The organism is Erythrobacter sp. HA7-11 (assembly GCF_055693605.1).
In genome coordinates this window covers 1,666,740-1,691,355 of record NZ_JBVFUF010000002.1, presented here as the reverse complement: position 1 = coordinate 1,691,355, position 24,616 = coordinate 1,666,740, and the positions used below count along the sequence as shown (strand labels likewise).

General features: G+C 57.8%; 21 protein-coding genes and 4 pseudogenes. 12 read left to right on the top strand and 13 right to left on the bottom strand.

The annotated features are described in order from the left end of the window. Positions 1 to 12: 12 nt before the first annotated feature. A complete protein-coding gene (locus tag ACZ1GU_RS08725) occupies positions 13 to 450 on the top strand; it encodes a MerR family transcriptional regulator (RefSeq protein ID WP_472647627.1) in 438 nt (145 codons plus the stop codon). Between the two features lie 47 nt (positions 451 to 497). Continuing rightward, positions 498 to 2,304 (top strand): annotated as a pseudogene (locus ACZ1GU_RS08720) (acyl-CoA dehydrogenase C-terminal domain-containing protein). Between the two features lie 329 nt (positions 2,305 to 2,633). Here ACZ1GU_RS08720 and cysK read toward each other — a convergent pair. From cysK to tyrS, 4 genes and pseudogenes are all read right to left on the bottom strand, one after another. Next, the gene (cysK, locus tag ACZ1GU_RS08715) at positions 2,634 to 3,554 is read right to left on the bottom strand and encodes a cysteine synthase A (RefSeq protein WP_472647626.1); all 921 of its coding nucleotides are present in this window, start codon (positions 3,552 to 3,554) and stop codon (positions 2,634 to 2,636) included. 1 nt (position 3,555) lies between these two features. Continuing rightward, positions 3,556 to 4,869 carry an MFS transporter gene (locus ACZ1GU_RS08710; protein WP_472647624.1) on the bottom strand — a complete coding sequence of 438 codons (1,314 nt, stop codon included), beginning with the start codon at positions 4,867 to 4,869 and terminating at the stop codon, positions 3,556 to 3,558. A 73-nt stretch (positions 4,870 to 4,942) separates the two neighbouring features. Next, positions 4,943 to 5,281: a PilZ domain-containing protein gene (locus ACZ1GU_RS08705; RefSeq protein ID WP_472647622.1), complete on the bottom strand. Its 339-nt coding sequence runs from the start codon at positions 5,279 to 5,281 to the stop codon at positions 4,943 to 4,945. Between the two features lie 111 nt (positions 5,282 to 5,392). After that, positions 5,393 to 6,623: pseudogene (gene tyrS / locus ACZ1GU_RS08700) on the bottom strand (tyrosine--tRNA ligase). A gap of 89 nt (positions 6,624 to 6,712) precedes the next feature. On the opposite strand from tyrS, the gene ACZ1GU_RS08695 reads away from it, so the two are divergent. Next, a complete protein-coding gene (locus ACZ1GU_RS08695; protein WP_472647621.1) occupies positions 6,713 to 7,228 on the top strand; it encodes a DOMON domain-containing protein in 516 nt (171 codons plus the stop codon). On the opposite strand, the gene ACZ1GU_RS08690 is transcribed toward ACZ1GU_RS08695, so the two are convergent. Then, a complete protein-coding gene (locus ACZ1GU_RS08690; RefSeq protein ID WP_472647619.1) occupies positions 7,225 to 7,704 on the bottom strand; it encodes a TspO/MBR family protein in 480 nt (159 codons plus the stop codon). The genes ACZ1GU_RS08695 and ACZ1GU_RS08690 overlap by 4 nt on opposite strands. An 80-nt stretch (positions 7,705 to 7,784) precedes the next feature. Here ACZ1GU_RS08690 and ACZ1GU_RS08685 point away from each other — a divergent pair, with 80 nt between their 5' ends. The 4 genes from ACZ1GU_RS08685 to ACZ1GU_RS08670 all read left to right on the top strand — a co-directional run bounded on the left by ACZ1GU_RS08685 (position 7,785) and on the right by ACZ1GU_RS08670 (position 11,060). Beyond that, positions 7,785 to 8,987: an exo-beta-N-acetylmuramidase NamZ family protein gene (locus ACZ1GU_RS08685; RefSeq protein ID WP_472648741.1), complete on the top strand. Its 1,203-nt coding sequence runs from the start codon at positions 7,785 to 7,787 to the stop codon at positions 8,985 to 8,987. Then, positions 8,987 to 9,250, top strand: coding sequence for a hypothetical protein (locus ACZ1GU_RS08680; protein ID WP_472647618.1), 264 nt, complete (start codon positions 8,987 to 8,989; stop codon positions 9,248 to 9,250). The genes ACZ1GU_RS08685 and ACZ1GU_RS08680 overlap by 1 nt, the downstream gene beginning before the upstream one ends. Before the next feature lie 71 nt (positions 9,251 to 9,321). Further along, positions 9,322 to 10,158 (top strand): aspartyl/asparaginyl beta-hydroxylase domain-containing protein, encoded by an 837-nt coding sequence (locus ACZ1GU_RS08675; RefSeq protein ID WP_472647617.1) that lies wholly within the window; start codon positions 9,322 to 9,324, stop codon positions 10,156 to 10,158. After that, on the top strand, positions 10,155 to 11,060 hold the full coding sequence (locus tag ACZ1GU_RS08670; RefSeq protein WP_472647616.1) for a hypothetical protein: 906 nt from the start codon (positions 10,155 to 10,157) through the stop codon (positions 11,058 to 11,060). The genes ACZ1GU_RS08675 and ACZ1GU_RS08670 overlap by 4 nt, the downstream gene beginning before the upstream one ends. Positions 11,061 to 11,084: 24 nt before the next feature. Here ACZ1GU_RS08670 and ACZ1GU_RS08665 read toward each other — a convergent pair whose 3' ends face one another. After that, positions 11,085 to 12,269, bottom strand: coding sequence for a vWA domain-containing protein (locus tag ACZ1GU_RS08665; RefSeq protein WP_472647615.1), 1,185 nt, complete (start codon positions 12,267 to 12,269; stop codon positions 11,085 to 11,087). A gap of 163 nt (positions 12,270 to 12,432) precedes the next feature. Here ACZ1GU_RS08665 and ACZ1GU_RS08660 point away from each other — a divergent pair, with 163 nt between their 5' ends. Continuing rightward, the gene (locus ACZ1GU_RS08660) at positions 12,433 to 13,830 is read left to right on the top strand and encodes a methyl-accepting chemotaxis protein (protein ID WP_472647614.1); all 1,398 of its coding nucleotides are present in this window, start codon (positions 12,433 to 12,435) and stop codon (positions 13,828 to 13,830) included. 13 nt (positions 13,831 to 13,843) lie between these two features. On the opposite strand, the gene ACZ1GU_RS08655 is transcribed toward ACZ1GU_RS08660, so the two are convergent. Then, a complete protein-coding gene (locus ACZ1GU_RS08655; RefSeq protein WP_472647613.1) occupies positions 13,844 to 14,701 on the bottom strand; it encodes an AAA family ATPase in 858 nt (285 codons plus the stop codon). Positions 14,702 to 14,916: 215 nt separating this feature from the next. Between ACZ1GU_RS08655 and ACZ1GU_RS08650 the strand changes: the two genes are divergently transcribed. Then, positions 14,917 to 16,137: a bifunctional alpha/beta hydrolase/OsmC family protein gene (locus ACZ1GU_RS08650; protein WP_472647612.1), complete on the top strand. Its 1,221-nt coding sequence runs from the start codon at positions 14,917 to 14,919 to the stop codon at positions 16,135 to 16,137. Here the strand turns inward: ACZ1GU_RS08650 and ACZ1GU_RS08645 are convergent. The 3 genes and pseudogenes from ACZ1GU_RS08645 to ACZ1GU_RS08635 form a co-directional block, all read right to left on the bottom strand. Further along, positions 16,134 to 16,508: a hypothetical protein gene (locus ACZ1GU_RS08645; RefSeq protein WP_472647611.1), complete on the bottom strand. Its 375-nt coding sequence runs from the start codon at positions 16,506 to 16,508 to the stop codon at positions 16,134 to 16,136. The two genes, ACZ1GU_RS08650 and ACZ1GU_RS08645, sit on opposite strands and share 4 nt — an antisense overlap. Further along, positions 16,501 to 18,478, bottom strand: a pseudogene (gene parE / locus ACZ1GU_RS08640) (DNA topoisomerase IV subunit B). Before parE ends, ACZ1GU_RS08645 begins: the two are co-directional and overlap by 8 nt. Positions 18,479 to 18,536: 58 nt before the next feature. Further along, positions 18,537 to 19,700 (bottom strand): penicillin-binding protein activator, encoded by a 1,164-nt coding sequence (locus ACZ1GU_RS08635; RefSeq protein ID WP_472647610.1) that lies wholly within the window; start codon positions 19,698 to 19,700, stop codon positions 18,537 to 18,539. Between the two features lie 37 nt (positions 19,701 to 19,737). On the opposite strand from ACZ1GU_RS08635, the gene rsmI reads away from it, so the two are divergent. The 3 genes from rsmI to gshB are packed head-to-tail and all read left to right on the top strand — an operon-like array spanning position 19,738 to position 21,921. Beyond that, positions 19,738 to 20,592: a 16S rRNA (cytidine(1402)-2'-O)-methyltransferase gene (gene rsmI / locus ACZ1GU_RS08630; protein WP_472647609.1), complete on the top strand. Its 855-nt coding sequence runs from the start codon at positions 19,738 to 19,740 to the stop codon at positions 20,590 to 20,592. Continuing rightward, the gene (locus ACZ1GU_RS08625; RefSeq protein WP_472647608.1) at positions 20,589 to 20,948 is read left to right on the top strand and encodes a YraN family protein; all 360 of its coding nucleotides are present in this window, start codon (positions 20,589 to 20,591) and stop codon (positions 20,946 to 20,948) included. The genes rsmI and ACZ1GU_RS08625 overlap by 4 nt, the downstream gene beginning before the upstream one ends. Before the next feature lie 22 nt (positions 20,949 to 20,970). Continuing rightward, entirely contained in the window at positions 20,971 to 21,921 is a 951-nt protein-coding gene (gene gshB, locus ACZ1GU_RS08620; RefSeq protein WP_472647607.1) for a glutathione synthase, read from the top strand. Between the two features lie 7 nt (positions 21,922 to 21,928). On the opposite strand, the gene ACZ1GU_RS08615 is transcribed toward gshB, so the two are convergent. The 3 genes and pseudogenes from ACZ1GU_RS08615 to hemW form a co-directional block, all read right to left on the bottom strand. Beyond that, positions 21,929 to 22,504, bottom strand: coding sequence for a hypothetical protein (locus tag ACZ1GU_RS08615; RefSeq protein ID WP_472647605.1), 576 nt, complete (start codon positions 22,502 to 22,504; stop codon positions 21,929 to 21,931). Between the two features lies 1 nt (position 22,505). Beyond that, a complete protein-coding gene (locus ACZ1GU_RS08610) occupies positions 22,506 to 23,405 on the bottom strand; it encodes a tyrosine recombinase XerC (RefSeq protein WP_472647604.1) in 900 nt (299 codons plus the stop codon). Further along, positions 23,402 to 24,554, bottom strand: a pseudogene (hemW, locus tag ACZ1GU_RS08605) (radical SAM family heme chaperone HemW). The gene ACZ1GU_RS08610 and the pseudogene hemW overlap by 4 nt, the downstream one beginning before the upstream one ends. Between the last annotated feature and the right edge of the window lie 62 nt (positions 24,555 to 24,616).

Below are 24,616 nucleotides of genomic sequence, written 5' to 3'. Positions count from 1 at the left end.
TAGAGAATGAGCATGGCTACAGCACATGCACAAACTTCGACCCGCAAAGGCGCTCATCTGGATCGTCCGGATAAGCACGAGCGAGAGCAATATTCGATTTCCGACCTTACCAGCGAGTTCGAATGCACGGCGCGGGCGTTGCGCTTTTACGAGGATGAGGGGCTGATCTCTCCAGCGCGCGTCGGCTTGACGCGGGTATACTCGAAGCGTGATCGAGCTCGCCTTGCGTGGATCATGCGGGCGAAGAATGTCGGCTTTAGCCTCACTGAAATCCGTGAAATGATCGACCTTTACGATCTCGATGATGGCCGAGTTGAACAACGCCGCGTCACGATTGAAAAGTGCAAGACGCATATCGCCAAGCTGAAAGCTCAGCGAGCCGATATCGATTCATCGATCAAAGAACTGACCGACTTTGTCGCTGAGATAGAAAAGCTCGACCTCGGCTGACCACTCCGCCTGAACGCCAACCAAACACTCCACTAAGGGATTTAGTGATGCCAACCTATACCGCCCCTACCCGCGACACCCGCTTCGTAGTCAATGAAATGCTCGATCTGGCGAGCTATGGAAACCTGCCGGGTTTCGAAAACGCCACGCCCGACATGATTGACGCAATCGTCAACGAAGCTGGCAAATTCGCCGCCGAGGTTCTCGCTCCGATCAACCAGATTGGCGACGAGCAGGGCTGCACCCGTCATGAAGATGGATCGGTGACAACGCCTGACGGCTTTAAAGAAGCGTATCAGGCTTATGTCGAAGGCGGTTGGGGCACGCTCGCCAAGCCGGAAGAATTCGGAGGCCAAGGCCTGCCGCACGTCCTCGGCTTTGTGATGGAAGAGTTCACCGCGACGGCAAACCAGGCCTTTGGCATGTATCCTGGCCTTACCAACGGCGCTTCGGCAGCAATCGAAGCGGCTCGGTTCGCAAGAGCAAAAAGAGACCTATCTGCCCAAGATGATCTCGGGCGAGTGGTCAGGGACGATGAACCTGACCGAGCCACATTGCGGCACCGACCTGGGCATGATCCGCACGAAAGCTGAACCTCAAGCGGACGGCAGCTACAAGATCACCGGCACCAAGATATTCATCTCGGCCGGTGAGCACGACCTCACCAGCAACATTATTCATCTCGTGCTCGCCAAGACACCGGGTGCGCCCGACAGCTCAAAGGGCATCTCGCTCTTTATCGTGCCGAAATACATTCTCGACGAGAATGGCGAGCCAGGTGAGCGCAACGGTGTGACTTGTGGCTCGATCGAGAAGAAGATGGGCATTCACGGCAACGCGACCTGCGTTCTCAACTACGACGAAGCCACAGGCTATATGGTCGGCGAAGAGAACAAAGGCCTCGCGGCGATGTTCATCATGATGAATGCGGCGCGTCTCGGCGTAGGTCTGCAAGGGCTCGCACAGGCCGAAGTCAGCTATCAAAACGCAGTCAACTACGCGCTTGATCGCCGTCAGGGCCGCGCTCTGACCGGTCCGGCGGAAGCCGACAAGCAGGCTGACCCAATCTTCGTTCACCCCGACGTGCGCCGCATGTTGATGGACGCCAAGGTTTTCAACGAAGGTATGCGCGCGCTGTGCCTGTGGGGCGCACTGCAAGTTGACCTGACGCATAAGGCGCAGACCGAGGAAGAGCGTCAGCTTGCCGATGACCTGATCGGCCTGATGACGCCGGTCATCAAAGGCTATGGCACCGATAAGGGCTATGACATCGCGAACAACATGCAGCAGGTCTATGGCGGGCACGGCTACGTCAAGGAATGGGGCATGGAGCAGTTCGTACGCGATAGCCGGATTGCGATGATCTACGAAGGCACCAACGGTGTTCAAGCGATGGACCTTTGCGGACGTAAGCTCGCATCGAAGGGCGGCCGCGCCGTGCAGGCCTTCTTCAAAATGATCGACGATGAGATCGCCGAAGCCAAGACAAACGAAAATCTCGCTGACTTAGCGATCAAGCTTGAGAAGGCATTGGGCGAACAGAAGGCAGCGACCATGTGGTTCATGCAGAACGCGATGGCCAACCCGAACCACCTCGGCGCTGGCGCACACCACTACATGCACATCATGGGCATCGTCACGCTTGGCTTCTTCTGGCTGAAACAGGCCAAGGTTGCAGCAGCGACGTTGGACGCAGGTACGGATGATGCAGCGTTCTACGAAGCAAAGCTGACCTCGGCTGCATACTATGCCGAGCGTTTCCTTCCTGATGCAGGCGCGCTGCGCCGCAAGCTGGAAGCTGGCAGCGAAAACATGATGAAGCTGACCGAAGAGGCGTTTGCTACTGCGGCCTGATCGAAAAGAAATCGTCACGAAAAAGGCCCGGGAGCAGCGTCTCTCGGGCCTTTTTGTATGTGGTGCCTAACCGTTGACGATCTTCTCAGCGACTTCCTCAATTGTCCCGGTCACCAACAAAGGTTGACCGCCAACAATGCCGACATTCGTCTGACCATTTTCAGCAGTGCGCAGCCAAGCGACGTTTTGGACCGCAACCAGATAGTTGCCACCACGCAGAATCGAGTTTGACGAATTTCATGTCTCTGTCTCCTGATCGCGAGAGTGTGGCATCGTCAAATCAAGATCAGATTAACTGAACGGTGCGCCCTGCGGTTCCTGCAGTCTCATTATTCTACGGGCAGGAAGTCCGGCACCGAAAGGTAACGCTCGCCGGTGTCGTAGTTGAAGCCGAGGATGCGGCTCCCTGCATCCAAGTCGGGCAGCTTTTTCGCGATCGCCGCAAGAGTTGCGCCCGACGAAATGCCAATCAGCATGCCCTCTTCGGCTGCTGCACGTCGCGCCATGTCCTTTGCAGCGTCGGCATCGACTTGGATCGCGCCATCAATCGAGTCTGTGTGCAAATTGCCCGGAATGAAGCCTGCACCAATCCCCTGGATCGGGTGAGGGCCGGGCTGGCCGCCGGAGATCACGGGCGAAAGCTCCGGCTCAACGCCATAGGCTTTCATGCCGCTCCAGCTCTTCTTGAGCTCTTCTGCGCAACCGGTCAGGTGGCCGCCCGTGCCAACGCCAGTGATCATCACATCAATTGGAGCATCGGCGAAGTCGGCAAGGATTTCCTTCGCGGTCGTGCGCGCGTGGACTGAGGGGTTGGAAGGGTTTTCAAATTGGGAAGGCATCCATGCGCCATCAGTGCTTCCGACAATTTCTGTCGCGCGCTCAATTGCGCCCTTCATGCCTTTTTCCTTCGGCGTGAGGTCAAACGAGGCGCCATAAGCGAGCATCAAGCGGCGACGCTCAACAGACATACTTTCGGGCATGACCAGCACCAGCTTGTAGCCTTTGACCGCGGCGACCATCGCAAGACCGATGCCGGTGTTCCCGCTGGTTGGCTCGACAATTGTCCCACCAGATTTCAGTGCGCCGGACTTCTCTGCGTCTTCCACCATAGCCAGGGCGATCCGATCCTTGATCGAGCCACCTGGATTGGCGCGTTCTGACTTCAGCCACACTTCGTGATCGGGAAACAAACGCGACAGCCGGATATGCGGGGTGTTGCCAATCGTTTCGAGAATGTTTGCAGCTTTCATGTCAGCTCTCCTGAATTTTTCCCTTTGGGGATGTCGTATTTGTGTGGTCTTCTAGCATGTCTTTTGGCGGATCGAAGGTTTTAGTCGTTCGTAACACTGGGAATATTCGGCTCCACGCAGCCACGGTTACAATCGCGCCGATTCCTCCTGCCGCTACTGCCGCGACCGGGCCGATTGCGCTTGCGAGAAAGCCAGAAAAAGCATCGCCGCCTTCATTCGAAGCGCTGATCGTGAGCAAGGAGACCGAGGAGACGCGCCCGCGCTTTTCATCGGGCGTATGCAATTGGATCAGCGACTGTCTGATATAGACGCTGAACATGTCCGCTGCTCCAACGATAAGCAGCATAGCTAGGCTGAGCGGCATGGAGGTTGAGACAGCAAAGACCACTGTGGCGAGGCCGAACAGCGCAACGGCCCACAGCATCTTCGGCCCGACATTGGTCTTGAGCGGACGGAACGAGAAATAGAGCGCCGTGCTCGCTGCGCCCACGGCAGGTGCTGCGGCGAGGAGGCTCAGGCCGATCTCACCTGATTGCAGGATGTCGCGGGCATAGACGGGGAAGAGCGCCGTCGCTCCGGCTAGAAACACGGCGAATAGGTCGAGCGTGATGGCTCCGAGCACCATCTTGTTGCGCACAACGTAAGAGAGGCCATCGACAATCGCGCCAATCGGGCGCTGGTCCTTGCGCACGGCAGGCTGCGAGACTTTCCCGATAAGTGCGAGAGCGACAAGTGAAACGCTGAACAGCACAGTCGCGGCGAAATAGGGAAGCGCGGGGGCGATGCGATAAAGCACTCCGCCTATGGCCGGTCCTACGATCATGCCAACCTGCCAAGCGATGGAGGACAGCGCAATTGCGGTCGGCAGAGACGGCTTGGGGACGAGGTTCGGCGCGAGGGCAGAGAGCGCAGGTCCCGCAAACCCGCGTGCCATGCCCAGCACCACTGCAATCGCAAACAGGATCGGCAGCGAGATTGCGCCGGTCCAAGTGAACCATCCAAGCGCCGCGGCGCACAGCAATTGCAGCAGTACGGTAATCTGGCCTAGGCGCCGCCGATCAAACCGGTCTGCAGCGAGCCCTGTGAATGGCGTGAGGACGAATAGCGGCAGGAATTGGAAAAGGCCGATGAGTGCGAGCTGTCCCGAAGCTTCGGCAATGGACATCCCTCCGTCGCGCGCAATGTTGTAGGTCTGCCAACCAATTATGAGGAGCATCGCATATTGCGCGAGCGTCATCGCAAATCGGCTGACCCAATAAGCGCGGAAATTGCGGACCCGAAACGGGTGAGGGGAGGTTTGCTCGATTTCGCTCACGCACCGCCCATGGCAGGCGCATAGCGCGCTGCCAAGAAGGCGAAACTAGCAGGTGGCGGAGTTGAGCTTTGCCCTAACGCTTGCGACGCAAGCGAGGATTGGGTTGGATCGCGTCGATAATCTCGACGAAATCGTCGATCCGAATGATACGTTCAAACTGGAAACCAGCGCGCTCTTCATGCTGCCAGATCACATAGGCCTCGATGCGGCCAACAACAGGCAGACGGATGATGACACGATCACCGCGGTTTAGCTTTGCAGCATCGTCGACCATAAACCCGTGCGCAGACAGGTTCGAGACGTGAAGATTCAGATCACCATGCGAAAAATGTTCCACGATCACCGGGAAATCCACCGGGTGACGGGCTGCACGACGCATATCTGTGACGCTCAGATTGGCTCCGGCTGACACGTTTTTCGACCCTCCATTATCATTCGAGTTCCTACCCCAATGACTTAGAAAGGCTGATAATTGGTAAAGCCGCTGGGACACTTTCACCGCAGTGTCCGCTATACGCGCAATCTATTGGGTGATCAGGCCGTGCTTTTTCTTGCCAAGACTGAGCTTTAGGCTTTCGCCGGCGTCCGGAACAACCTGGTATCCCGGGTCGGTGATTGCCTCGCCATCGAGCCTCACCGCGCCCTCTGCGATTTTGCGCTTTGCCTCTCCATTGGAAGCGGTGAAGCCGATCTCGGTGAGCACTGCGCCAATCCGCATGCCTTCAGGCCCGACCGATAGAGTCGGCAGATCTTCGCCAGCACCACCGCCAGCAAAGGTCTCTTTGGCGGTCGCCTCGGCAGCCGTTGCTGCTTCCTCGCCGCGCACCAACTTGGTCACTTCATTCGCGAGGATGATTTTCGCATCGTTGATGTCAGCGCCTTCGAGCTTCTCGAGTCGCTCAATCTCATCAAGCGGAAGATCGGTGAAGAGCTTCAAGAACCGGTACGACATCGCGGTCGTCGATGTTTCGCCAATATTGCCAGAAGTCATAGGCGGGCAGGGCATCTTCATTGAGCCATACCGCGCCTGCAGCCGTCTTACCCATCTTCGCACCGTCAGCGGTTGTGAGAAGCGGCGTCGTAAGACCGAACAGTTCGCGCCCTTCCATTCGCCGCGACAATTCCATGCCGTTGACGATATTGCCCCACTGATCGCTGCCGCCCATCTGCAAGCGGCAACCGTAGCGGCGCGCGAGTTCGAGGAAGTCGTATGCCTGCAGGATCATGTAGTTGAATTCAAGAAAGGTGAGCGGCTGCTCGCGGTCGAGCCGCAACCGCACCGAATCGAATGTCAGCATGCGGTTAATGGTGAAGTGCGGGCCGACATCGCGCAGCAGCTCGACATAGCCTAGCTTTGAAAGCCACTCATCATTGTCGACCATGATCGCGTCGGTCGGTCCATCGCCGAATGTCAGCAAGCGTTCGAACACGGTGCGGATCGAGGCGATATTGCTCTGGATCGCCGCTCCATCGAGCAGTTGGCGGCTCTCATCCTTGCCGGATGGATCGCCCACTTTGGTCGTACCGCCCCCCATCACAACGATCGGTTTGTGCCCGGTCTGCTGCAATCTGCGCAGCATCATAATTTGCACCAGGCTGCCGACGTGGAGGCTCGGCGCGGTCGCATCGAAGCCGATATATGCAGGCACGACCTGTTTCGCAGCCAGCTGGTCGAGCGCGCCGTGATCTGTGACTTGGTGGATATAGCCTCGCTCATCGAGCAGGCGCAAGAGATCGGATTCGTGTGCAGTCATGATGCGCGTGCGCTTAACAGTGTGCAAAGCGACGGGAAAGCCATGAATGGCCATTGCTTCGCGATGGTTGCTCAGCAATAGGCGATGCCATGCAACCACTCATGCTCCACCAGACCTGTGACCTCGGCCCGATCCGTTCGGTCACCGCTCAGATTACGCCCACCGATGTCGGCTGCGACGCGGAGTTCCGTCTCGATGGCACGATTGCCGGAATCAAGGTTCCGACCCATGCCGCATCTGAGCGGATGGACAATCTGTGGAAGACGACCTGCTTCGAGATCTTCTGGCAGCCGATTGGCGGAACCTATTACCGCGAATTCAACCTGTCTCCGTCGAGCCGATGGGCCTGCTATGACTTCGACAGTTTTCGAGAGAATTCGCAGGACGCGCCAGTCGATGCGATCGCAATTGCTTGCTCACACAGTGACAATGAGTTGGTGCTCAAGGCGAGCATCGCATCCGAGTTGCCGGACCCGGCGCAGGTCGCGCTCAACGCCATCGTCGAGCATAATGACGGAACGCTGCAGTTTTGGGCGCTGGCGTTTCCGCCGGGCAAGCCGGAGTTTCACAGCGAGGCGTGTCGCCAGATAATCGTCGAACGCTAGGTCGCCTTTTGCTCGCCAAACGGGCCGTTCAACTGGACGATCTTCCAGTTCAGCAGCATCGCGAAGCTAACCCACGCGATGTACGGCATGTTCAGCCATCCGGCGAGCGACGAATATTGCGGCAACACGGCGCAGAGCGACAAAACAGACAGCCATAGGAATACGTTCTCGATCAGCGCCCAATCGGGACGCTTCACCTTGAAGAATAGCGGCGACCAAGCGAGATGCAGCGCGAAGTTAATCCCGAACAGCGCGGCGACAATGCGTTTGTCGTCGGGCGACGGCGCGCCTTGCCAGGCCAGATAGAGGCTCCATCCTGAAAGGCCGAGGATTAAAGTCCAGGCTGGACCGAACAGCCAATCGGGTGGCTGCCAGCTCGGCTTGTTCAGATTGCGATACCACTCGCCGATTTCGGTCAGCAGGCCGCCCGCGCCGCCGAGAATGATCGCCCATAGGGCTGCGATAATGGCCAACATCCAATCCATGCAGGGCAATATAGGTGGACGACGGGCAAAAGCCATTGCCTTTGGCGCGTCAGTGTCGCAACCGTGCCGATATGAAGTTCGGAATTGATCGCCTGTTGGCAGACCCGCAATTGCTTGGCGCGCTCGAAGGAAAGCGCGTCGCGCTTGTCGCGCATCCGGCGAGTGTGACGGAGAACCTGACACATAGTCTCGACGCGCTAATCGCCGCCGGTGTAACTGTGTCCAGTGCCTTTGGTCCGCAGCACGGCCTTAAGGGCGACAAGCAGGACAATATGGTCGAGACGCAGGACGAGACCGATCCGCAATACGGCATGCCGGTTTTCTCGCTTTATGGCGAGGTGCGCCGGCCAACCGGGCAGATGATGTCGAGCGCGGATGTGTTCCTGTTCGATTTGCAAGACCTTGGCTGCCGCATCTACACCTTCGTCACTACACTACTTTACCTGCTCGAAGAGGCAGCAGCGCATGGCAAAGAGGTGTGGGTGCTCGACCGTCCAAATCCTGCCGGGCGTCCGGTCGAGGGCACTTTGCTGGTCCCAGGACATGAAAGCTTTGTTGGCGCCGCTCCGATGCCGATGCGCCATGGTCTGACGATGGGCGAGATGGGTCATTGGTTTATTGAGCATTTTGACCTCGATGTGGAGTATCGCGTTGTAGCGGTGGAGGGCTGGCAGCCTGACGGACCTGGCCATGGGTGGCCAAAGGACCGCATCTGGATCAACCCGTCACCCAATGCGGCGAGCCTCAACATGGCGCGCGCTTACGCTGGCACCGTTATGATCGAGGGCGCCACGGTCTCAGAGGGCCGAGGGACCACGCGGCCGCTCGAGGTGCTCTTCGGCGCTCCCGACATCGATGCCAAGGCTGTGCTGGCAGAGATGCAAGGCCTCGATTCTGATTGGCTGCAGGGCTGCATCTTGCGCGATTGCTGGTTCGAACCAACTTTCCACAAACATGCTGGAAAACTCTGCAACGCATTGATGATTCACGCGGAAGGTCCGCATTACGATCACGATGCATTCAAGCCTTGGCGACTTCAGGCACTCGCCTTCAAGGCGATCCGCACGCTCTATCCCAACTATGATTTGTGGCGGGGCAAAGACTTCAAATATGAATACACCAATGACGTCCTGGCGATCGATGTGATCAATGGCGGGCCATCACTGCGTGAATGGGTCGATGATCCTTCCGCACGGCCAAGCGACCTTGACGCGCTGGCGTCAAATGACGAGGCAGCCTGGGTACAAGCGGTGCGCCAGCATTTGCTCTACTGATGGCAAACGATCCTAATCCTGCTCCAACGATGACTGAAGAGGAGGCAGATCGCCGCCTCATAGCCAATCCGCGAGACCCGGACGCATTGGCGGCAAAAGCGGATCACCGGCTATTGGCTAATGATCACAGGGCTGCCTCGGCCTACTATCGCGCAGCGCTGCAAATGATAATCCAGAGCGGTACCGTGGGGCAGGATGGCTCGCCGGAAGGCTTGGCGAAACAATCCGATGGCTTGATCACAGCTATACCAGGCATATCGTGAAGTACCTAGGAAAGGCTGGTTTTGCGCAATCAGACTGGCATCCAAGGTTCGCCAAGTCTCTCGCAATGATGGTGGGTCAGATCGAACGCCCACCCGAGCAGCACGCATTTCCGCAGATGCCGATGACATTCTACTACGTGGGCATGGAGCATAACGAATTCGTGCCCCGCGAAAATTTCGCGTGGGCCGAAGCTTTGGAAGCGCAAACCGACGCGATCCGTAACGAAGCGGAACAGATCCTCGATGATGACGAAAATTTTTCAGCCTACATGAAGAAGGCTGAAGATCGGCCACAAGGCGACGCTCATGGCATGCTGGAGAATGCGGTGTGGTCCAGCTTTGAGCTTGCAGAAAAGGGACGCTTTTCATCAGATCGCACAGTGCAATGCTCGGCAACGCATGCGGCCCTAGAGCAGGTCCCACTTTGCCGCATCACCAACCGCGCGCCTACGCCGATGTTTTCTCGCCTTGCCGCCGGTGAAGGGATTCCCCCGCACACGGGCATGATCAACGTGCGGTATATCTGCCATTTGCCTCTGATCGTACCGGGAAAGGGAATACTGCGTGTCGGCAATTCGCGGCACCAGTGGGTTGAAGGTGAGCTCGTGGTTTTTGATGACAGCGTCGAGCACGAGGCTTGGAATAGCGCTGACAAAGACCGCATCGTACTTATCTTTGACGTTTGGCGACCAGAACTCGAAGAAATCGAAAAAAAGCAGCTGAATGCGCTGTTTGCGGCTGTGGATTCTGTACTAGCTTCCCAGCTGAAGTATGAAGTTGGCTCACGGCCAAGCGACCTTGACGCGCTGGCGTCAAATGACGAGGCAGCCTGGGTGCAGTCAGTGAGAGTTCATCTCTTGTACTTGACAAGTGCGCCGGATAAATTGTTCAGGAACAGCGCTTTATGACGCGACATTTCCCCACGAAAGCGATTTTTCTAAGCGCTCTCTGTAGCGCACCGATAACCGTACAAGCGCAGGACTTGCCCGCGCCAGATCGGGCAACTGTTGAAGATACGATTGCTGAAGGTATTGCCACCATTGAGGCCACAACTTCAGACTTTTACTACGAGTTTGGGGTCCAACGCCCGAGACGGTTGCCGGCAACCGAGATAAAAGTCGAATGCCAGCATCACCCACGATTTTCGCCGGTTCTGAGGCGGTGCGAGGCGCTTGAAGAACTCTCCCCTAATACTGCTGAGAGCTGGAAAATCGTCAAGGCTTTCGGTGTGTGGGGGACATCGCCCAATTGGAAATTAGGCGCATACAACTCCTTCGCGAAAGAGGTGGTGAACCTGAAAATCGCAGAGATAATCATTCCATTCATTCAGCCGCGTGATGGCTATTCCCAGTCGATCCAAAAGTATGTTTGGCAATACAACCCAGTCGAACTCAATGAAGCGTTTCGTTTTGGCTATGACCAGCCCGATGATCTGGAAGGTCGTGTGGAAATCGAATGTAGATTTCAAGTCGATGGTTCGATTATCTGTGCTCTGGTTAAGACCGAGCCAGAGGCGCTGACTGAGCGGTTCGCAAACGTTCCAAGACAGTTTGCGAAATATCATAATTCACACGGGTCGAGGATACTTGGCAAGCAGTCCAAAGACGCCTTTCGAGCCATCCTCAATTTCGAATTCGTCCCGAGCCATTGTTGGGAAGAATACATGGCGCTCGATCGAGAAGGGGACAGCTATATCATGGGCTACTTCCCGACCACGCCGTTTGTCTGCGAAGAAGTCACGGCGGGCAACGAATATGCCGACCGGGGCTACATATTAAGGCTCGTTACCGTTTTGGATCCGGAAGACTGAAGATCAGTCAAGCTGGGATCGTCATCAATGCCCCTGCTTTCGGCTTAGCTCGCGCGTAGCGTCTTCCAACCCTTCCAAAGTCAGCGGATACATTCTGTCATTAACCAATTGCTTCAGCATCTTGGTCGACTGCGAATAGCCCCACTGCTTTTCCGGGACCGGATTGAGCCAAACGGTCGCGGGGTAGGTGTTGGTGACGCGCTGCATCCACATCGCGCCAGCTTCTTCATTCATGTGTTCAACCGAGCCGCCCGGATGGGTGATTTCGTAGGGACTCATCGCCGCATCGCCCACGAATATAACTTTGTAATCATGGCCATATTTGTGGAGGATGTCCCAAGTCTTGGTGCGTTCCTGCCAGCGGCGTTTATTGTCCTTCCACACCCCCTCGTAGAGGCAATTGTGGAAGTAGAAGAACTCAAGGTTTTTGAACTCTGAAGAAGCCGCACTGAACAATTCCTCGCACAGCTTGATGAACGGGTCCATCGATCCGCCGACATCAAGGAACAGCAATAGCTTCACCGCATTGTGACGCTCGGGCCGCATTTGAATGTCGAGCCAGCCCTGTTTTGCCGTGCCTTCAATCGTCGCATCGAGATCTAGCTCGTCGGGGCTCCCCTCGCGCGCAAAACGGCGCAAGCGTCGCAGCGCCATCTTGATATTGCGCGTGCCCAATTCTCTGGTGTTGTCGAGGTTTTGAAACTCGCGCTTTTCCCAGACCTTGATCGCGCGCTTGTGCTTGCTCTCGCCGCCGATCCGCACGCCTTCGGGGTTATAGCCAGAATGGCCAAACGGTGAGGTGCCGCCGGTGCCGATCCACTTATTACCGCCTTCGTGACGCTTTTCCTGCTCTTCAAGGCGTTTCTTGAGTGTGTCCATAATCTCGTCCCAATCGCCAAGGGATTCGATCTTTTCCATCTCTTCGGGCGTCAGGAATTTCTCCGCGACTGCTTTTAGCCAGTCCTCGGGGATATCGACCGGATTTTGGCCGTAATCGGACAGAATGCCTTTGAATACCTTGTTGAAGACCTGGTCGAACCGGTCCAGCATGCCTTCGTCTTTTACGAAGGTCGCGCGGCTCAGATAGTAAAACGCTTCGGGCGTCTGCTCGATTACGTCCTTGTCGAGCGCCTCCAGAAGAGTGAGGTGCTCTTTAAATGAGGCACCGATACCGGCCTCGCGCAATTCATCGACAAAATTGAAAAACATGCGCGGGGTTTAGCTCGCTCGGGTGCGAAGCGCTAGTGTTAGGTTGCAATCCACATACGCAAAAACCGCTGCGTTCGATCTCAAATGCAGGGGGATCTTAAGTCTTCGCTAACCATCGCTGGTTACGGCCTGAGAACAACAAAACACAGGGGCGTCGCCAGGCATGAAGCCGTTTGAAATTGATAAGCAGGGTGCGACCGCACTCGAAATGATCCCAGAGAGCTGCAGCTCCGTAACGCTGCAATGTACGGACGTTGCAGGAATCGTTGCGGAGGTCATTCGCTCCTCCGAAGCTTTACGCGAAGAGCATGATACGCTGCGCGGCACGGTGAGCGCGCTTGAGGCAGATCAAGCCAAGGTTGCCGAGGCGAGCGATGAAGCGCGGCTACTGTCAGAGCGAGCGATTGAGCGTCTGGGCGAGGGCACGGCGCTTATCAATTCATCCTTGAGCCAGATTAACTCACTTCTCGAACTGGTTGATACGCTGGGGCAGCACGTGACGGGATTTGCTGCGGCGATGGATCAGGTTCGGCGCAGCGCGGAAGACATTGATCAGATCGCGGAAACGACCAACATTCTGGCACTGAACGCGACAATTGAGGCGATGCGTGCTGGTGAGGCAGGTCGCACGTTTGCCGTCGTTGCGAGCGAGGTGAAAAGTCTTGCCAACGATACCCGCAAGGCGACCGAAGAGATATCCAAGACGATCGACAATCTCGGCGAAGAGGCCGCCTCGGTGATCGAGAAGATCGAAACAGGCTCGACCGCGAGCGCCAGTGCGAAAGAGTCCGTCACCCGGATCGAAAATACAATCTCGACCGTGGGCGAGCTCGTTGAGGAAGTTGATAAGCAGAACGATGTCATCGCACGGTCGACTGGCACGATCAGCGATCATGTGACGTCGGTGCAAAATGTTCTTGAGACCTTCGACGCGGCTGCTCTCGAAAACGAGGGCCAACTACAGGACGCCCATAAGCGAATGATGTCGCTTGAACTGACCGCGAGCGAGATGTTCGACAAGATCGTGCAAGCAGGTCTGTGCCCCGAAGACAGCGAGATGGTTTCGCGCGCGCAAGAATTCCTCAAAGAGGTAGTGCAGCACACTGAAAGTGCCATTGCCAAAGGCGAGATTTCGGAGGCCGCACTGTTCGACCGCGAATATCAGTCGATACCGGGCAGCAATCCCGAACGTTTCAAGACTGCGCTAAGCAGTTGGGCGCACGAGAATTGGCGCCCGTTTCTTGATCGCGCGAAAGAGGGTGATCCGAGGATTGTGGCTGCTGCATGCACAGATACCAATGGTTTCCTTCCCACTCACCTTTCCGAAAGGTCGCGTGAACCGACTGGCGATATCGTACATGATACGGCATTTTGCCGCCATGGCCGGATCATCCTCGATCCGATTGACCAGAAAGCCAAGGGCAGCACCGCTCCGTACATGATGGCGGTTTACCGTCAGGAAGGCGACGGCGAGCAGTACGTGGTGGTTCGGAATGTTTACATTCCGCTCTACATTAACGGAAAGCGCTGGGGTGATTTCGAGCTTGCCTACTCGCTGTAACGCCGCCCGCTGATCAGGTCGGGTTGCGCCGTGCCATAAAGGCGAGGCGTTCGAACATCATCACATCCTGCTCGTTCTTGAGCAGTGCGCCGTGGAGCGGCGGGATGGCATTGTTCGGATTGGCATCCTGCAAGGTCTCAAGCGGCATGTCTTCGTTGAGAAGCAGCTTGAGCCAATCGAGCAGTTCGCTGGTGGATGGCTTTTTCTTAAGGCCCGGCACTTCGCGCAGCTCGTAGAAGATGTCCATCGCCTTGCTGACGAGCGCTTTCTGGATGCCGGGATAGTGTACATCGATGATCGACTGCATTGTCTCGCGGTCTGGAAACTTGATGTAGTGGAAGAAGCAGCGGCGCAGGAATGCGTCAGGCAATTCCTTCTCGTTGTTCGACGTGATGACGACTATCGGGCGTTCTTTCGCCTCGATCCGCTCCTGCGTTTCGTAGACGTCGAAGCTCATCCGATCGAGTTCCTGCAAGAGGTCGTTCGGAAACTCGATGTCAGCCTTGTCGATCTCATCGATCAGAAGGACGGGTAGCTGCTCGCTGGTGAACGCTTCCCAAAGTTTGCCCTTCTTGATGTAGTTACGAATATCGTGAACGCGCTCTTCGCCGAGCTGGCCATCGCGCAAACGCGCCACCGCGTCATATTCATACAGACCTTGCTGCGCCTTGGTGGTGGACTTCACGTTCCATTCGATCAGCGGCGCACCGATTGCTTTGGAAATTTCGTGAGCAAGGACAGTCTTGCCTGTTCCTGGCTCACCCTTGACCAAGAGCGGGCGGCGTAATGTCACGGCGGCGTCAACGGCGACCTTCAGGTCATCGGTGGCGATGTAGTTGCTGGTGCCCTCAAAACGCTTCTGGTCGGTCATGCGTAATCCTGTCGATCTCGAATAAAAACTGAGTTGGCCGAAGCGTTAAGCGGCGTGCGGCGAAGAGGCAAGGGTGACGCAACGGAACTTGGCGCCACTCGTGCCGGGCTGGCAGGCACGAACTCGATGTCGTATCCCGATTGTTTCAGGACAAACGTAACCGAACCCGCATTTCGACCAAATAACATGATATTGCCGCAATAGGAGGACGCGCCATGCCAACCGAGACGATCTCGATCAAAACGACAGCCGGCCATGCGCTTGATGGCGCGCTGGAAATGCCCACGGGCCTCGTGCGAGGCGCAGCGATTTTTGCGCATTGCTTCACCTGCACCAAGCAAAGTCGCGCTGCGATTAGTGTCGCCCGTGCTTTGGCAGGACAGGGCATTGCTACCCTGAGGTTCGATTTTACGGGACTTGGCGGGAGCGAAGGCGATTTCGGACGAGCTGGCTTTGCCACCGATATTGCCGACCTGGTCGATGCGGCGGGCGCGCTGCGAGATCGCTTCGATGCACTTTTGCTATTGGTTGGACATAGCCTCGGCGGCGCAGCCGTTCTCGCTGCGGCGCATGAACTTGGCGCGGAGAATGTAGCGGCTGTGGCGACAATTGGTGCGCCGTCAGATGTTCCGCACGTGCTGCACATCATCAAAGGTGATCACGATGCAATCCGGGCGGAAGGCGAAGGGCCAGTCACCATTGGCGGGCAGAGCTTCTCGGTAAGCCGCGAGTTTCTCGAACGGACTGAAGCGATCAATTTGCTCGATCTGGTGTCGGAGCTCCGCCTGCCTTATCTGGCGCTCCATTCGCCGACTGACACTATTGTCGGCGTTGAACACGCAAGCGCGCTTTTCCAAGCTGCCTATCACCCGAAAAGCTTCGTCAGTCTGGCCGGTGCAGATCATCTATTGACCGATAACGCGGATGCTGCGTTTGCGGCGGAGACGATTGCGGTCTGGGCCAAACGCTATCTGCCGATGCGCGATGATTGGCCGATGCCGGAAGATGGAGTGGTCGTCAAAACTGGGCACGGGAAATTCGGAACCGAAGTCCACACTGTTTCGCATCGTTTCATAGCCGATGAGCCGCGCAGCTATGGCGGAGATGACACCGGCCCGACGCCTTACGACCTATTGCTTGGCGCGCTCGGGACGTGCACCGCCATGACGATGAAAATGTATGCCGACCGCAAGGGTTGGCCGGTCGACGGCTACCGCGTTCACGTAACCCACGAACGCAACCATGCCGAAGATTGCGGTCACGCCGCGTTCGAGGAAGAAGGCATGGAGGTGCAGGCGCTCCATCGCACAATCGAAGTAATGGGCGACGAGCTAACCGATGAGCAGCGCGCCAAAATCATCGAGATTGCGGACAAGTGCCCGGTTCACAAGACGCTGGAAGGGCACCTGCATATCCATACGTCGAATGCGGGCTAGAGCCTTGGGCTGGCTCCGTTTGCGACGAGCAGAAACTGGAGAGTGAGCACGACGGCGAGCGCAATCTTCCAGCCATTTCCAGCTGATTTCAAGCCGCGATCCATCGACCAGAAATAGATCGCAAGCGATGCAAGACCGGTTGCGGCGATTGTCAGCCAACCGTTCTTGTTGCTGAGCACCATGTAGATCGCGAACATCGCGACAGATTGAATTAGCACTGCCGCGGTGAACCAGGCTATCGGGATCGGGCGATAGCTCGCATCGGGAATATACCAATCGGGCATGCGGCTATCGGGCCGCGAAAGCCGACGGTCGCCCGCCATGATGTCTTCTTCGTTCGGATCTGGCCGGTCGGGCTTGTCGTCAGGCATCAATCAGATCGCGATCAACGTCGCTGGCGTGGTTCTGAATGAAGTTGAACCGGTGTTCCGGGTTGCGGCCCATCAGCTCATCAACGAGGCGTGTTACGCTCGCCCGATCCTCAAATTCTTGAGGTAGGGTGATGCGGATCAGGCTGCGCGTGTCCGGGTCCATCGTCGTTTCGCGCAGCTGGTGCGGGTTCATCTCGCCAAGGCCTTTAAACCGGCCAACTTCGACCTTCTTGCCCTTGAACACCGTCTCTTCGAGTTCGGCACGATGCGCATCATCGCGCGCATAGCGGCTCTCTTTGCCAGCTGTCAGCTTGTAGAGCGGCGGCTGGGCGAGGAAGAGGTGGCCTTTGCGCACGATGTCCGACATCTCCTGGAAGAAGAATGTCATAAGCAGCGTAGCAATATGCGCGCCATCGACGTCGGCGTCAGTCATGATGATGACGCGGTCATAGCGCAGGTTTTCCGCATCGCAGTCCTTGCGCGTCCCGCATCCTAGCGCGAGTGCGAGGTCGGCGATTTCCTGATTGGCGCGGATCTTATCTGCGGTGGCTGAGGCCACGTTCAGGATTTTGCCGCGGATCGGCAGAATGGCCTGTGTCTTGCGGTTGCGCGCCTGTTTCGCGCTGCCGCCCGCTGAGTCGCCCTCAACGATGAAAAGCTCAGTCTCGCCGTCGCCTTCGCCCGAGCAATCGGTGAGCTTGCCGGGCAGCCGTAGCTTCTTCGCACTTGTCGCGGTCTTGCGCTTGATCTCGCGCTCTTGCTTGCGGCGCAGGCGCTCTTCCATGCGCTCCATCACCTGGCCAAGCAGCGCCTTGCCGCGCTCCATATTGTCGGTGAGGAAGTGGTCGAAGTGATCGCGCACCGCATTCTCGACCAGCCGCGCCGCTTCGGGCGAGGTCAGCCGGTCTTTTGTCTGAGACTGGAATTGCGGGTCGCGGATGAAGACGCTGAGCATCACCTCGCCGCCGGTCATCACATCGTCGGCGCTGATGTCCTTTGCCTTCTTTGTGCCAGTGAGATCGCCAAAGGCGCGAAGCCCCTTGGTAAGCGCTGCGCGCACGCCCTGTTCGTGCGTACCGCCATCGGGCGTTGGCACGGTGTTACAATACCAGCTGGTAGAGCTATCAGAGTAGAGCGGCCAGGCGATCGCCCATTCGACGCGGCCTTGCTCGTCCGGGAAATCCTGATTGCCAGTGAAGGCCTCTGCCGTCACGCATTCGCGCCCGCCGATTTGCTCGGCCAAATGATCGGCAAGGCCGCCGGGGAATTTGAAGGTCGCTTCGGCGGGGACCTCTTCAGATGCGAGGCTGTCTACGCATTTCCAGCGGATTTCAACGCCTGCAAATAGGTATGCTTTCGATCGCGCCAATTTGAACAGCCGATGCGGCTTGAACTGGCGGTCGCCGAAAATCTCGTCGTCGGGTGTAAAGGTGACCTGTGTGCCCCGGCGATTGGGCGCTGCTCCGATCTCTTCGATGGGACCGAGCGTCTGACCTTTGCTGAATTCCTGCGCGAACAGTTTCTTGTCGCGCGCGACCTCCACCCGCGTGTGTGACGACAGTGCGTTGACCACGCTGACGCCAACACCATGCAGACCGCCGCTGGTCGCATAGGCTTTGCCGGAGAATTTGCCGCCCGAGTGCAATGTCGAAAGGATCACTTCGAGGGTCGATTTGCCAGGAAACTTGGGATGTTCGTCTACCGGAATGCCGCGGCTCGTTGTCGCTGATGCTCAACCGATTGCCTTCTTCTAGGCGAACTTCGATCCGGCTTGCATGGCCAGCGACCGCTTCGTCCATAGCGTTGTCGAGAACTTCGGCAGCGAGGTGATGCAGCGCGCGGTCGTCCGTGCCGCCGATATACATGCCGGGCCGGCGGCGCACCGGCTCCAAGCCTTCGAGCACCTCGATAGAGGAGGAATCATAGTCGCCGCTAGAAGCCGGCGTTCCTTCAAACAAATCATCTGCCATGTCCGCAGCTATACGCTGCGATCACAGGCACTAACAAGCAGGGGAAAGCGCGTTTTGCTCAGTCGCCGAAACGGTTTGGCGCTGCATCCACGATTGTGACCGAATTGGCGCGCACTTCGCGGACTTCCATCGCACGCTCGATCACGCCATTTGCCATGAAGCGGAACGGCCCGTCGAGGCCAAGGAAGCCATCGTCAGCGCGCAGTCGCCGTTTCGGGAAATCGCTGCCGATGCGCCAATCGCGCGCGACCCGCAATGTGAGCAAGACCGAATCATAGCCGATGGTCGAGATGCGGTAGGGCTTCGAGCCAAAGCGGCCCTCGTAACTGTCTGAAAAACGCTTGAACCGGCTGTCGGAAACCGCGGAATAGAGCGCGCCTTGCAGCTCGCTGTTTCGGACCAGCGCGGACTCGCCGCTCCACAACTCGGTTCCGAGGATACGGGTGTTTGAACCGCCGTTTTTCAACTCGCCCGCTGCCCGAACAGCCAAGCGCGCACCGTCGGCGATCAGGACGCTGTCGTAACCACCGACCGCGCGCAATCTTTGCGCCGCACTGACAATTGAGGTGTTCCCGCGTGCATAGGTCTCGCGAGCTGCGAGCGTCCCGCCAAATTCGCGCAAAGTGTTGTTCAGCGCGCTAATCGCTCGCTCGCCATAATTGCCATTAGGCACGAGCGCGGCGAAGTTGCGAGCGCCTCTCTCGCGGGCATAGAGCACGCTACGGCGAATGGATTGTTCCGGAATGTGCCCCATCACGAACACATCCGGGCTGGCGACACTGGTGTCGTTGGAGAATGAGATAGCGGTGACGCCCGCTGGCCGAGCGGCAGCTTGCACGGCCGAGACATTCTCTGCGAGCAATGGGCCGAGGATTAGCTTGTTGCCATCGGCAACCGCCTGGCGTGCAGCAGCGCCGGCGCCGCGCGCCGTATCATAGGTGGTGATCCGCAAGTTGCTCGCATTGGTGTCGAGCAGCGCCATGGTTGTGGCATTGGCGAGCGATTGGCCGACCGCGCCGGTGCTGCCGGACATGGGGACCAGCAATGCAATGCGGTGACGCGTTGCGTCCGTTGGCAGAGCAGTCGCGCTCGGTTCCGGATCTGGCTCAACATCTGTTGGAGTAGTCGTTGGGCCGGTCTTGGGAATGACCTGACAGCCGCTTAAAACAACAGCGACACTCGCAATCACCAAATTGCGACGAGAAAACCAATTGCGCTTCATACTTGCCGACCCCTGATGGCTGTTCCAAAGAGAGCGCGTGACCGACACGAACACCCCGAAACCTTTGCCTGATCCTCTTGAACAGGGTTTGTATATCGTCGCAACGCCGATTGGCAATCTCGGCGATATAACGCTTCGTGCTGTCGATATTTTGCAACGCTGTGATGTGGTTGCGTGCGAGGATACGCGAGTGACCGGCAAATTACTTTCGCATCTGGGCATTTCCAAGCCGATGCGGCGCTATGATGACCATGCGAGCGAGACAGCGAGGGAGGCATTGCTGGCGACCGCGCGAGAGGGCGCAGTAGCCTTGGTGAGCGATGCCGGCACGCCGCTGATTTCCGATCCAGGATATCGCCTGGTACACGAAGCGCGAGAGGCTCAAATTGCGATCACCAGCATTCCTGGCGCATGTGCTGCTGTGACGGGCCTCACGCTCTCCGGCCTGCCTAATGATCGTTTCCTGTTCGCGGGGTTCTTGCCGGTAAAGGAGAAAGCGCGCGTCGAGGTCTTGCAGGAGCTTGGCGACACAAAGGCGACATTGGTCTTCTACGAAACGGGGCCGAGGCTGGTGAAAAGCCTGACTGCAATTGCGGCGGAACTTGGCGCCAGAGAGGTCGCCGTCGGGCGAGAGCTGACCAAGCTGCACGAGGAATGCCGCACCGGTAGCGCTCAGGAACTCGTCGAACACTACACTAACCACCCGCCGAAGGGCGAGATTGTGCTGATGGTGGGGCCGCCTCCCGAGCAAGCAAATACAGGCGATCCGGACGAATTGCTGCGCGCGGCACTCACTGAGATGAGCCCCAGCAAAGCCGCCGGGCATGTCGCCAAAGCCACCGGACTCGACCGCAAAGAGCTCTACACTCGCGCGGTGGAACTCAGACGATGAGCGATCCCAAACGCGTCATTGCCGACCAAAAGGGACGCGATGCCGAGGCTCAGGCGGCGCAATGGCTCGCGGCGCAAGGTTGGCAGATGCTGGCGGAGCGGATCAAAACACCGCTCGGCGAGATTGATCTAATTGCGCGCAAAGGAGCGCTAGTCGCCTTCATCGAAGTGAAGTGGCGAAAGAAACGCAGCGATCTTGATCTGGCGATTGACGAACGGCGCTTAGGGCGTGTTGCAGCAGCAGTCGAATGCGTCGCGCATGACTATGTAATTGATGGCGATGATATGCGGATTGATGTGATCCTGCTTGCACCCGGCAGCAAGCCTCGCCACATCACCAACGCATGGATGCCATGAGGCGACCTACGAGGAATAGTGAATGAGCTTGCGAGTCGCGGTCCAGATGGACCCCATCGAAGATATCAACATTGCTGGGGACTCCAGCTTTGCGCTGATGCTGAGCGCGCAAGAGCGCGGGCATCAGGTCTACGAATATCATGTCGAGAGCCTGACGCTCGACGCGGATGATCGGCTTTATGCGGAGTGCTCACCTGTGACGGTGCAGCGGGTTGAGGGCGATCATTTCAGCAGAGGCGAGGCGCAGCGCCTTGATCTTGGCAAGGATATCGACGTCATCCTGATGCGGCAGGATCCGCCGTTCCACATGGGCTATATCACCGCAACGCACTTGCTCGAGCGCATTCAGAACGAGACATTGGTGGTCAACGACCCCGCAAATGTCCGCAACGCGCCGGAAAAAGTGATGGTGCTCAATTACCGCCGCTTTATGCCGCCGACGCTCGTCACGCGCTCACCCGATGAAGTGAAGCGCTTTATGGCCGAGCATGGCGCGGTGGTGGTGAAGCCGATCCACGGCAATGGCGGCAAGGCGATTTTCCGTGTGCCTGAGAGCGGCGACAATCTCACCGCCCTGTTCGAAGTGTTCAACCAGACCTGGCCCGAGCCGCATATGGTTCAGCCCTTCCTTCCCGAAGTGGCAGAGGGCGACAAGCGGATCGTGCTGGTCGATGGCGAGGTCGCTGGCGCGATCAACCGGATACCGGGCGAGGGAGAGTTTCGCTCAAACCTGGCCATGGGCGGCAGTGCAGAGGCAACCGAATTGACCGAGCGCGAGAAGGAAATCTGCGACGCGATGGGACCTGAGCTGAAGCGCCTCGGCCTTACGTTTGTCGGTATCGACGTGATCGGCGGGAAATATCTGACCGAGATCAACGTAACCTCGCCAACCGGTATCGTCGCGATCGACAAGTTCAACGGGACGGATACCGCCGGTATGATCTGGGACGCGATTGAGGGGCGGGTGGGGTGACGGCGGTTTAGTCGATAAGCCAGACAATGGCTCGAAGTATGGGATAGAAGCCCTCGGGAAAGTCATTGTCTCCGTAGTTGGCGTCCCATCCGTCCGTGAGCACCATTTCCATTCGGTCGTCGAGCAAATTGCAGTCGGATAACTCATCTTGCTCCTTCGTCGGCCTGAGGCGTCGAACTTGGGTCGCGTGCTGTGCTGCAGTGTCGATCGTTACATCATAGATAACACACCCTGTCGCATGCGAATAAGATACCCGAGCGCTGGCAAATACGGCCTCATAGACCGCGGTGTTTGGATGCATAACATTGCCATCAGCAAGTAAAGTGTCAGTTACGCGGCAAGTGCCTTGGTTCTCGAAGCATTCGATGCTGACCATGTTTGGTACTAAGCGATCTCCTCCATCGGTTCGACGCCAGCGTCCTTGCGCAAATGCGTCGCCATTAACTTGCGTCACTATCTTGGTGGTAAGCAGTTGTGGCTCTTCTGACTGAGCGACAACATAAAGCTCGCGCATCAACTCGCAGGCGAAGAGCGCCAAGAAAAACGCATACATCCACCAGTTTCGATTGGTCGGTTCTTTCATTTCACCCCTTCTTCGCCCGCGGATGCGCGTTGCGGTAATTCTCCAGCATCGTGGCCGCGTCGACCTTGGTGTAAATCTGCGTTGAGCCTAGCGAGGCATGCCCCAGCAATTCCTGCAAACTCCGCAAATCTGCGCCAGCGCCTAGCAAATGCGTTGCGAAAGAGTGGCGTAGCGCGTGCGGCGTAGCCGTCTCTGGCAGGCCCAGTGCGCGGCGGGCATTGGCCATCGCCTTTTGCACCATTCCGGGTGAGAGCGCGCCCCCTTTGGCTCCGCGAAACAGCGCGTCTTCGGGCGCGACTTTCCACGGGCACATCTCGGCATATTGCGCAACGGCGGCGCGGGTGATCGGTAGGATCGGGACGATGCGCTGCTTGCCGCCTTTGCCCGTCACTTGCAGGGTTTCGCCAAGGTCAGCGTCGGACCATTTGAGCGAAAGAGCCTCGGCTATGCGTAGGCCCGAGCCATACATTAGCAGCAAGACAGCGCGGTCGCGTGCGCCGATCCAGTCTTCTTCTGGCATTCCTGCAACCACATCCGCGATATTCACGGCCTCATCAGGCGTAACAGGGCGGGGCAGGCCCTTCTTGGTGCGCGGGCCGCGTAGGCGCGGTGCAGCGGGATCAGGATCGCCTGATTGTGCGCGGGCAAAGGCGATAAAGGCCTTCAAAGCAGACAGTTCGCGCGCGGTGCTGGCATTGGATAGACCTTCCGCACGACGGCTGGCGAGGTGGCGGCGAAGATCATGCGCCTCTAGGTTCGCCACTGCCTGCCAGTCCTCGAAATCGCGCGCATTGAGTAGGCGTTCCGCTGCGGAGCCATAGGCCCGAACCGTATGCGCGCTACGGCGTTTGGCATCGGTCAGATGAGCGCGCCACTCGGCCAGAAGATCATGCAGGCTCATGCGCTCACCAAAGTATCAGCGACAATCTCGCCGAGCAGAGCATCAAGCAAGGGCAGCCCTTTTTGTGTGACACCCAGACGCTCGCCATCTTGCCACAGAAGGCCAAGGTCGACATTGCGGTCGAGCGCGCGTTGGTCGATCAACTCGCTTTGGGAAAAGCCGAACCGCGAGGCTATCGCGCTCAAATCCACACCTTCGATCAGCCGCAAGCCCATCAACAGCGCCTCTGTCGCCCGCTCAGGGCGGGAAAGCTCATGGCTTTCGACCATGCCGTGAGCGCGCTCACCGACTGCGCGCAGGAAGTTCTCAGGCTTTTTGTGCCGAATGGTCGCGAAACCGCCGCGCCGCCCATGCGCGCCCGGGCCGATCCCGCAATAATCCTGATATCGCCAATAGGTAAGATTATGGCGGCTTTCCTGGCCCGTACCGCGCGTGATTGCTAATCTCATAGGCCGGAAGACCAGCTGCGTCGGTTATGTTCTGCGTGATCGCAAAAAGCTCTGCTGCGTGATCATCGTCCAGAGGTTCGAACACCCCGCGCCGCACATCGGTGGCAAAGCGCGTACCCGGTTCAATCGTCAGCTGATAGAGCGAGAGATGCGCGGTTCCGAACGACAAAGCGCGTGCCAGCTGAGCGCTCCATTGTTCGGGCGTCTGGCCGGGCAGGGCATAAATCAGATCAAAGCTCACGCGTCCAAAATGCGCTTGCGCAGTGTCTAGCGCTGCCAGCGCCTCACCCGCATCGTGCAAGCGTCCAAGCCATTGCAAGGTCTCTTCCTCAAGCGATTGAACGCCCAGCGAAACCCGATTGATACCGGCGCCCGCAAGTGCTGCAAATTTGGCGGCTTCGACCGAGGATGGATTGGCCTCCAACGTAATCTCGACATTGTCAGCGAAGCCCCAGTGGCGCTCGGCTTCATCGAGCAGCGCTGAAACCAAAGCTGGCGGCATCAGGCTGGGTGTTCCGCCGCCGAAGAAGATCGAGCTAAGCGCTTCGCCGCCTGTCAGCCCAGCCTCGTAGCGCATATCGGTGAGCAGCGCTGTCTGCCACGCATCGACATCGACTTTATCGCGAACATGCGAATTGAAGTCGCAATAGGGGCATTTCTTCGCGCAGAAGGGCCAATGAATGTACAGCGCGTTAGCCATAGCTCCTTCAGTCTTTGTTAAACGCTCTGAGTCAAGGTTCGTGCATGATGTTTGGCACGAAA

Excerpts from the sequence above, each read along its gene's own strand:
- ACZ1GU_RS08725 (WP_472647627.1), top strand. The coding sequence starts at position 13 with ATGGCTACAGCACATGCACAAACTTCGACCCGCAAAGGCGCTCATCTG.
- cysK (WP_472647626.1), bottom strand. The coding sequence starts at position 3,554 with ATGAAAGCTGCAAACATTCTCGAAACGATTGGCAACACCCCGCATATC.
- ACZ1GU_RS08695 (WP_472647621.1), top strand. The coding sequence starts at position 6,713 with ATGCAACCACTCATGCTCCACCAGACCTGTGACCTCGGCCCGATCCGT.
- ACZ1GU_RS08690 (WP_472647619.1), bottom strand. The coding sequence starts at position 7,704 with ATGTTGGCCATTATCGCAGCCCTATGGGCGATCATTCTCGGCGGCGCG.
- ACZ1GU_RS08685 (WP_472648741.1), top strand. The coding sequence starts at position 7,785 with ATGAAGTTCGGAATTGATCGCCTGTTGGCAGACCCGCAATTGCTTGGC.
- ACZ1GU_RS08680 (WP_472647618.1), top strand. The coding sequence starts at position 8,987 with ATGGCAAACGATCCTAATCCTGCTCCAACGATGACTGAAGAGGAGGCA.
- ACZ1GU_RS08670 (WP_472647616.1), top strand. The coding sequence starts at position 10,155 with ATGACGCGACATTTCCCCACGAAAGCGATTTTTCTAAGCGCTCTCTGT.
- ACZ1GU_RS08665 (WP_472647615.1), bottom strand. The coding sequence starts at position 12,269 with ATGTTTTTCAATTTTGTCGATGAATTGCGCGAGGCCGGTATCGGTGCC.
- ACZ1GU_RS08660 (WP_472647614.1), top strand. The coding sequence starts at position 12,433 with ATGAAGCCGTTTGAAATTGATAAGCAGGGTGCGACCGCACTCGAAATG.
- ACZ1GU_RS08655 (WP_472647613.1), bottom strand. The coding sequence starts at position 14,701 with ATGACCGACCAGAAGCGTTTTGAGGGCACCAGCAACTACATCGCCACC.
- ACZ1GU_RS08650 (WP_472647612.1), top strand. The coding sequence starts at position 14,917 with ATGCCAACCGAGACGATCTCGATCAAAACGACAGCCGGCCATGCGCTT.
- ACZ1GU_RS08645 (WP_472647611.1), bottom strand. The coding sequence starts at position 16,508 with ATGCCTGACGACAAGCCCGACCGGCCAGATCCGAACGAAGAAGACATC.
- ACZ1GU_RS08635 (WP_472647610.1), bottom strand. The coding sequence starts at position 19,700 with ATGAAGCGCAATTGGTTTTCTCGTCGCAATTTGGTGATTGCGAGTGTC.
- ACZ1GU_RS08625 (WP_472647608.1), top strand. The coding sequence starts at position 20,589 with ATGAGCGATCCCAAACGCGTCATTGCCGACCAAAAGGGACGCGATGCC.
- gshB (WP_472647607.1), top strand. The coding sequence starts at position 20,971 with ATGAGCTTGCGAGTCGCGGTCCAGATGGACCCCATCGAAGATATCAAC.
- ACZ1GU_RS08615 (WP_472647605.1), bottom strand. The coding sequence starts at position 22,504 with ATGAAAGAACCGACCAATCGAAACTGGTGGATGTATGCGTTTTTCTTG.
- ACZ1GU_RS08610 (WP_472647604.1), bottom strand. The coding sequence starts at position 23,405 with ATGAGCCTGCATGATCTTCTGGCCGAGTGGCGCGCTCATCTGACCGAT.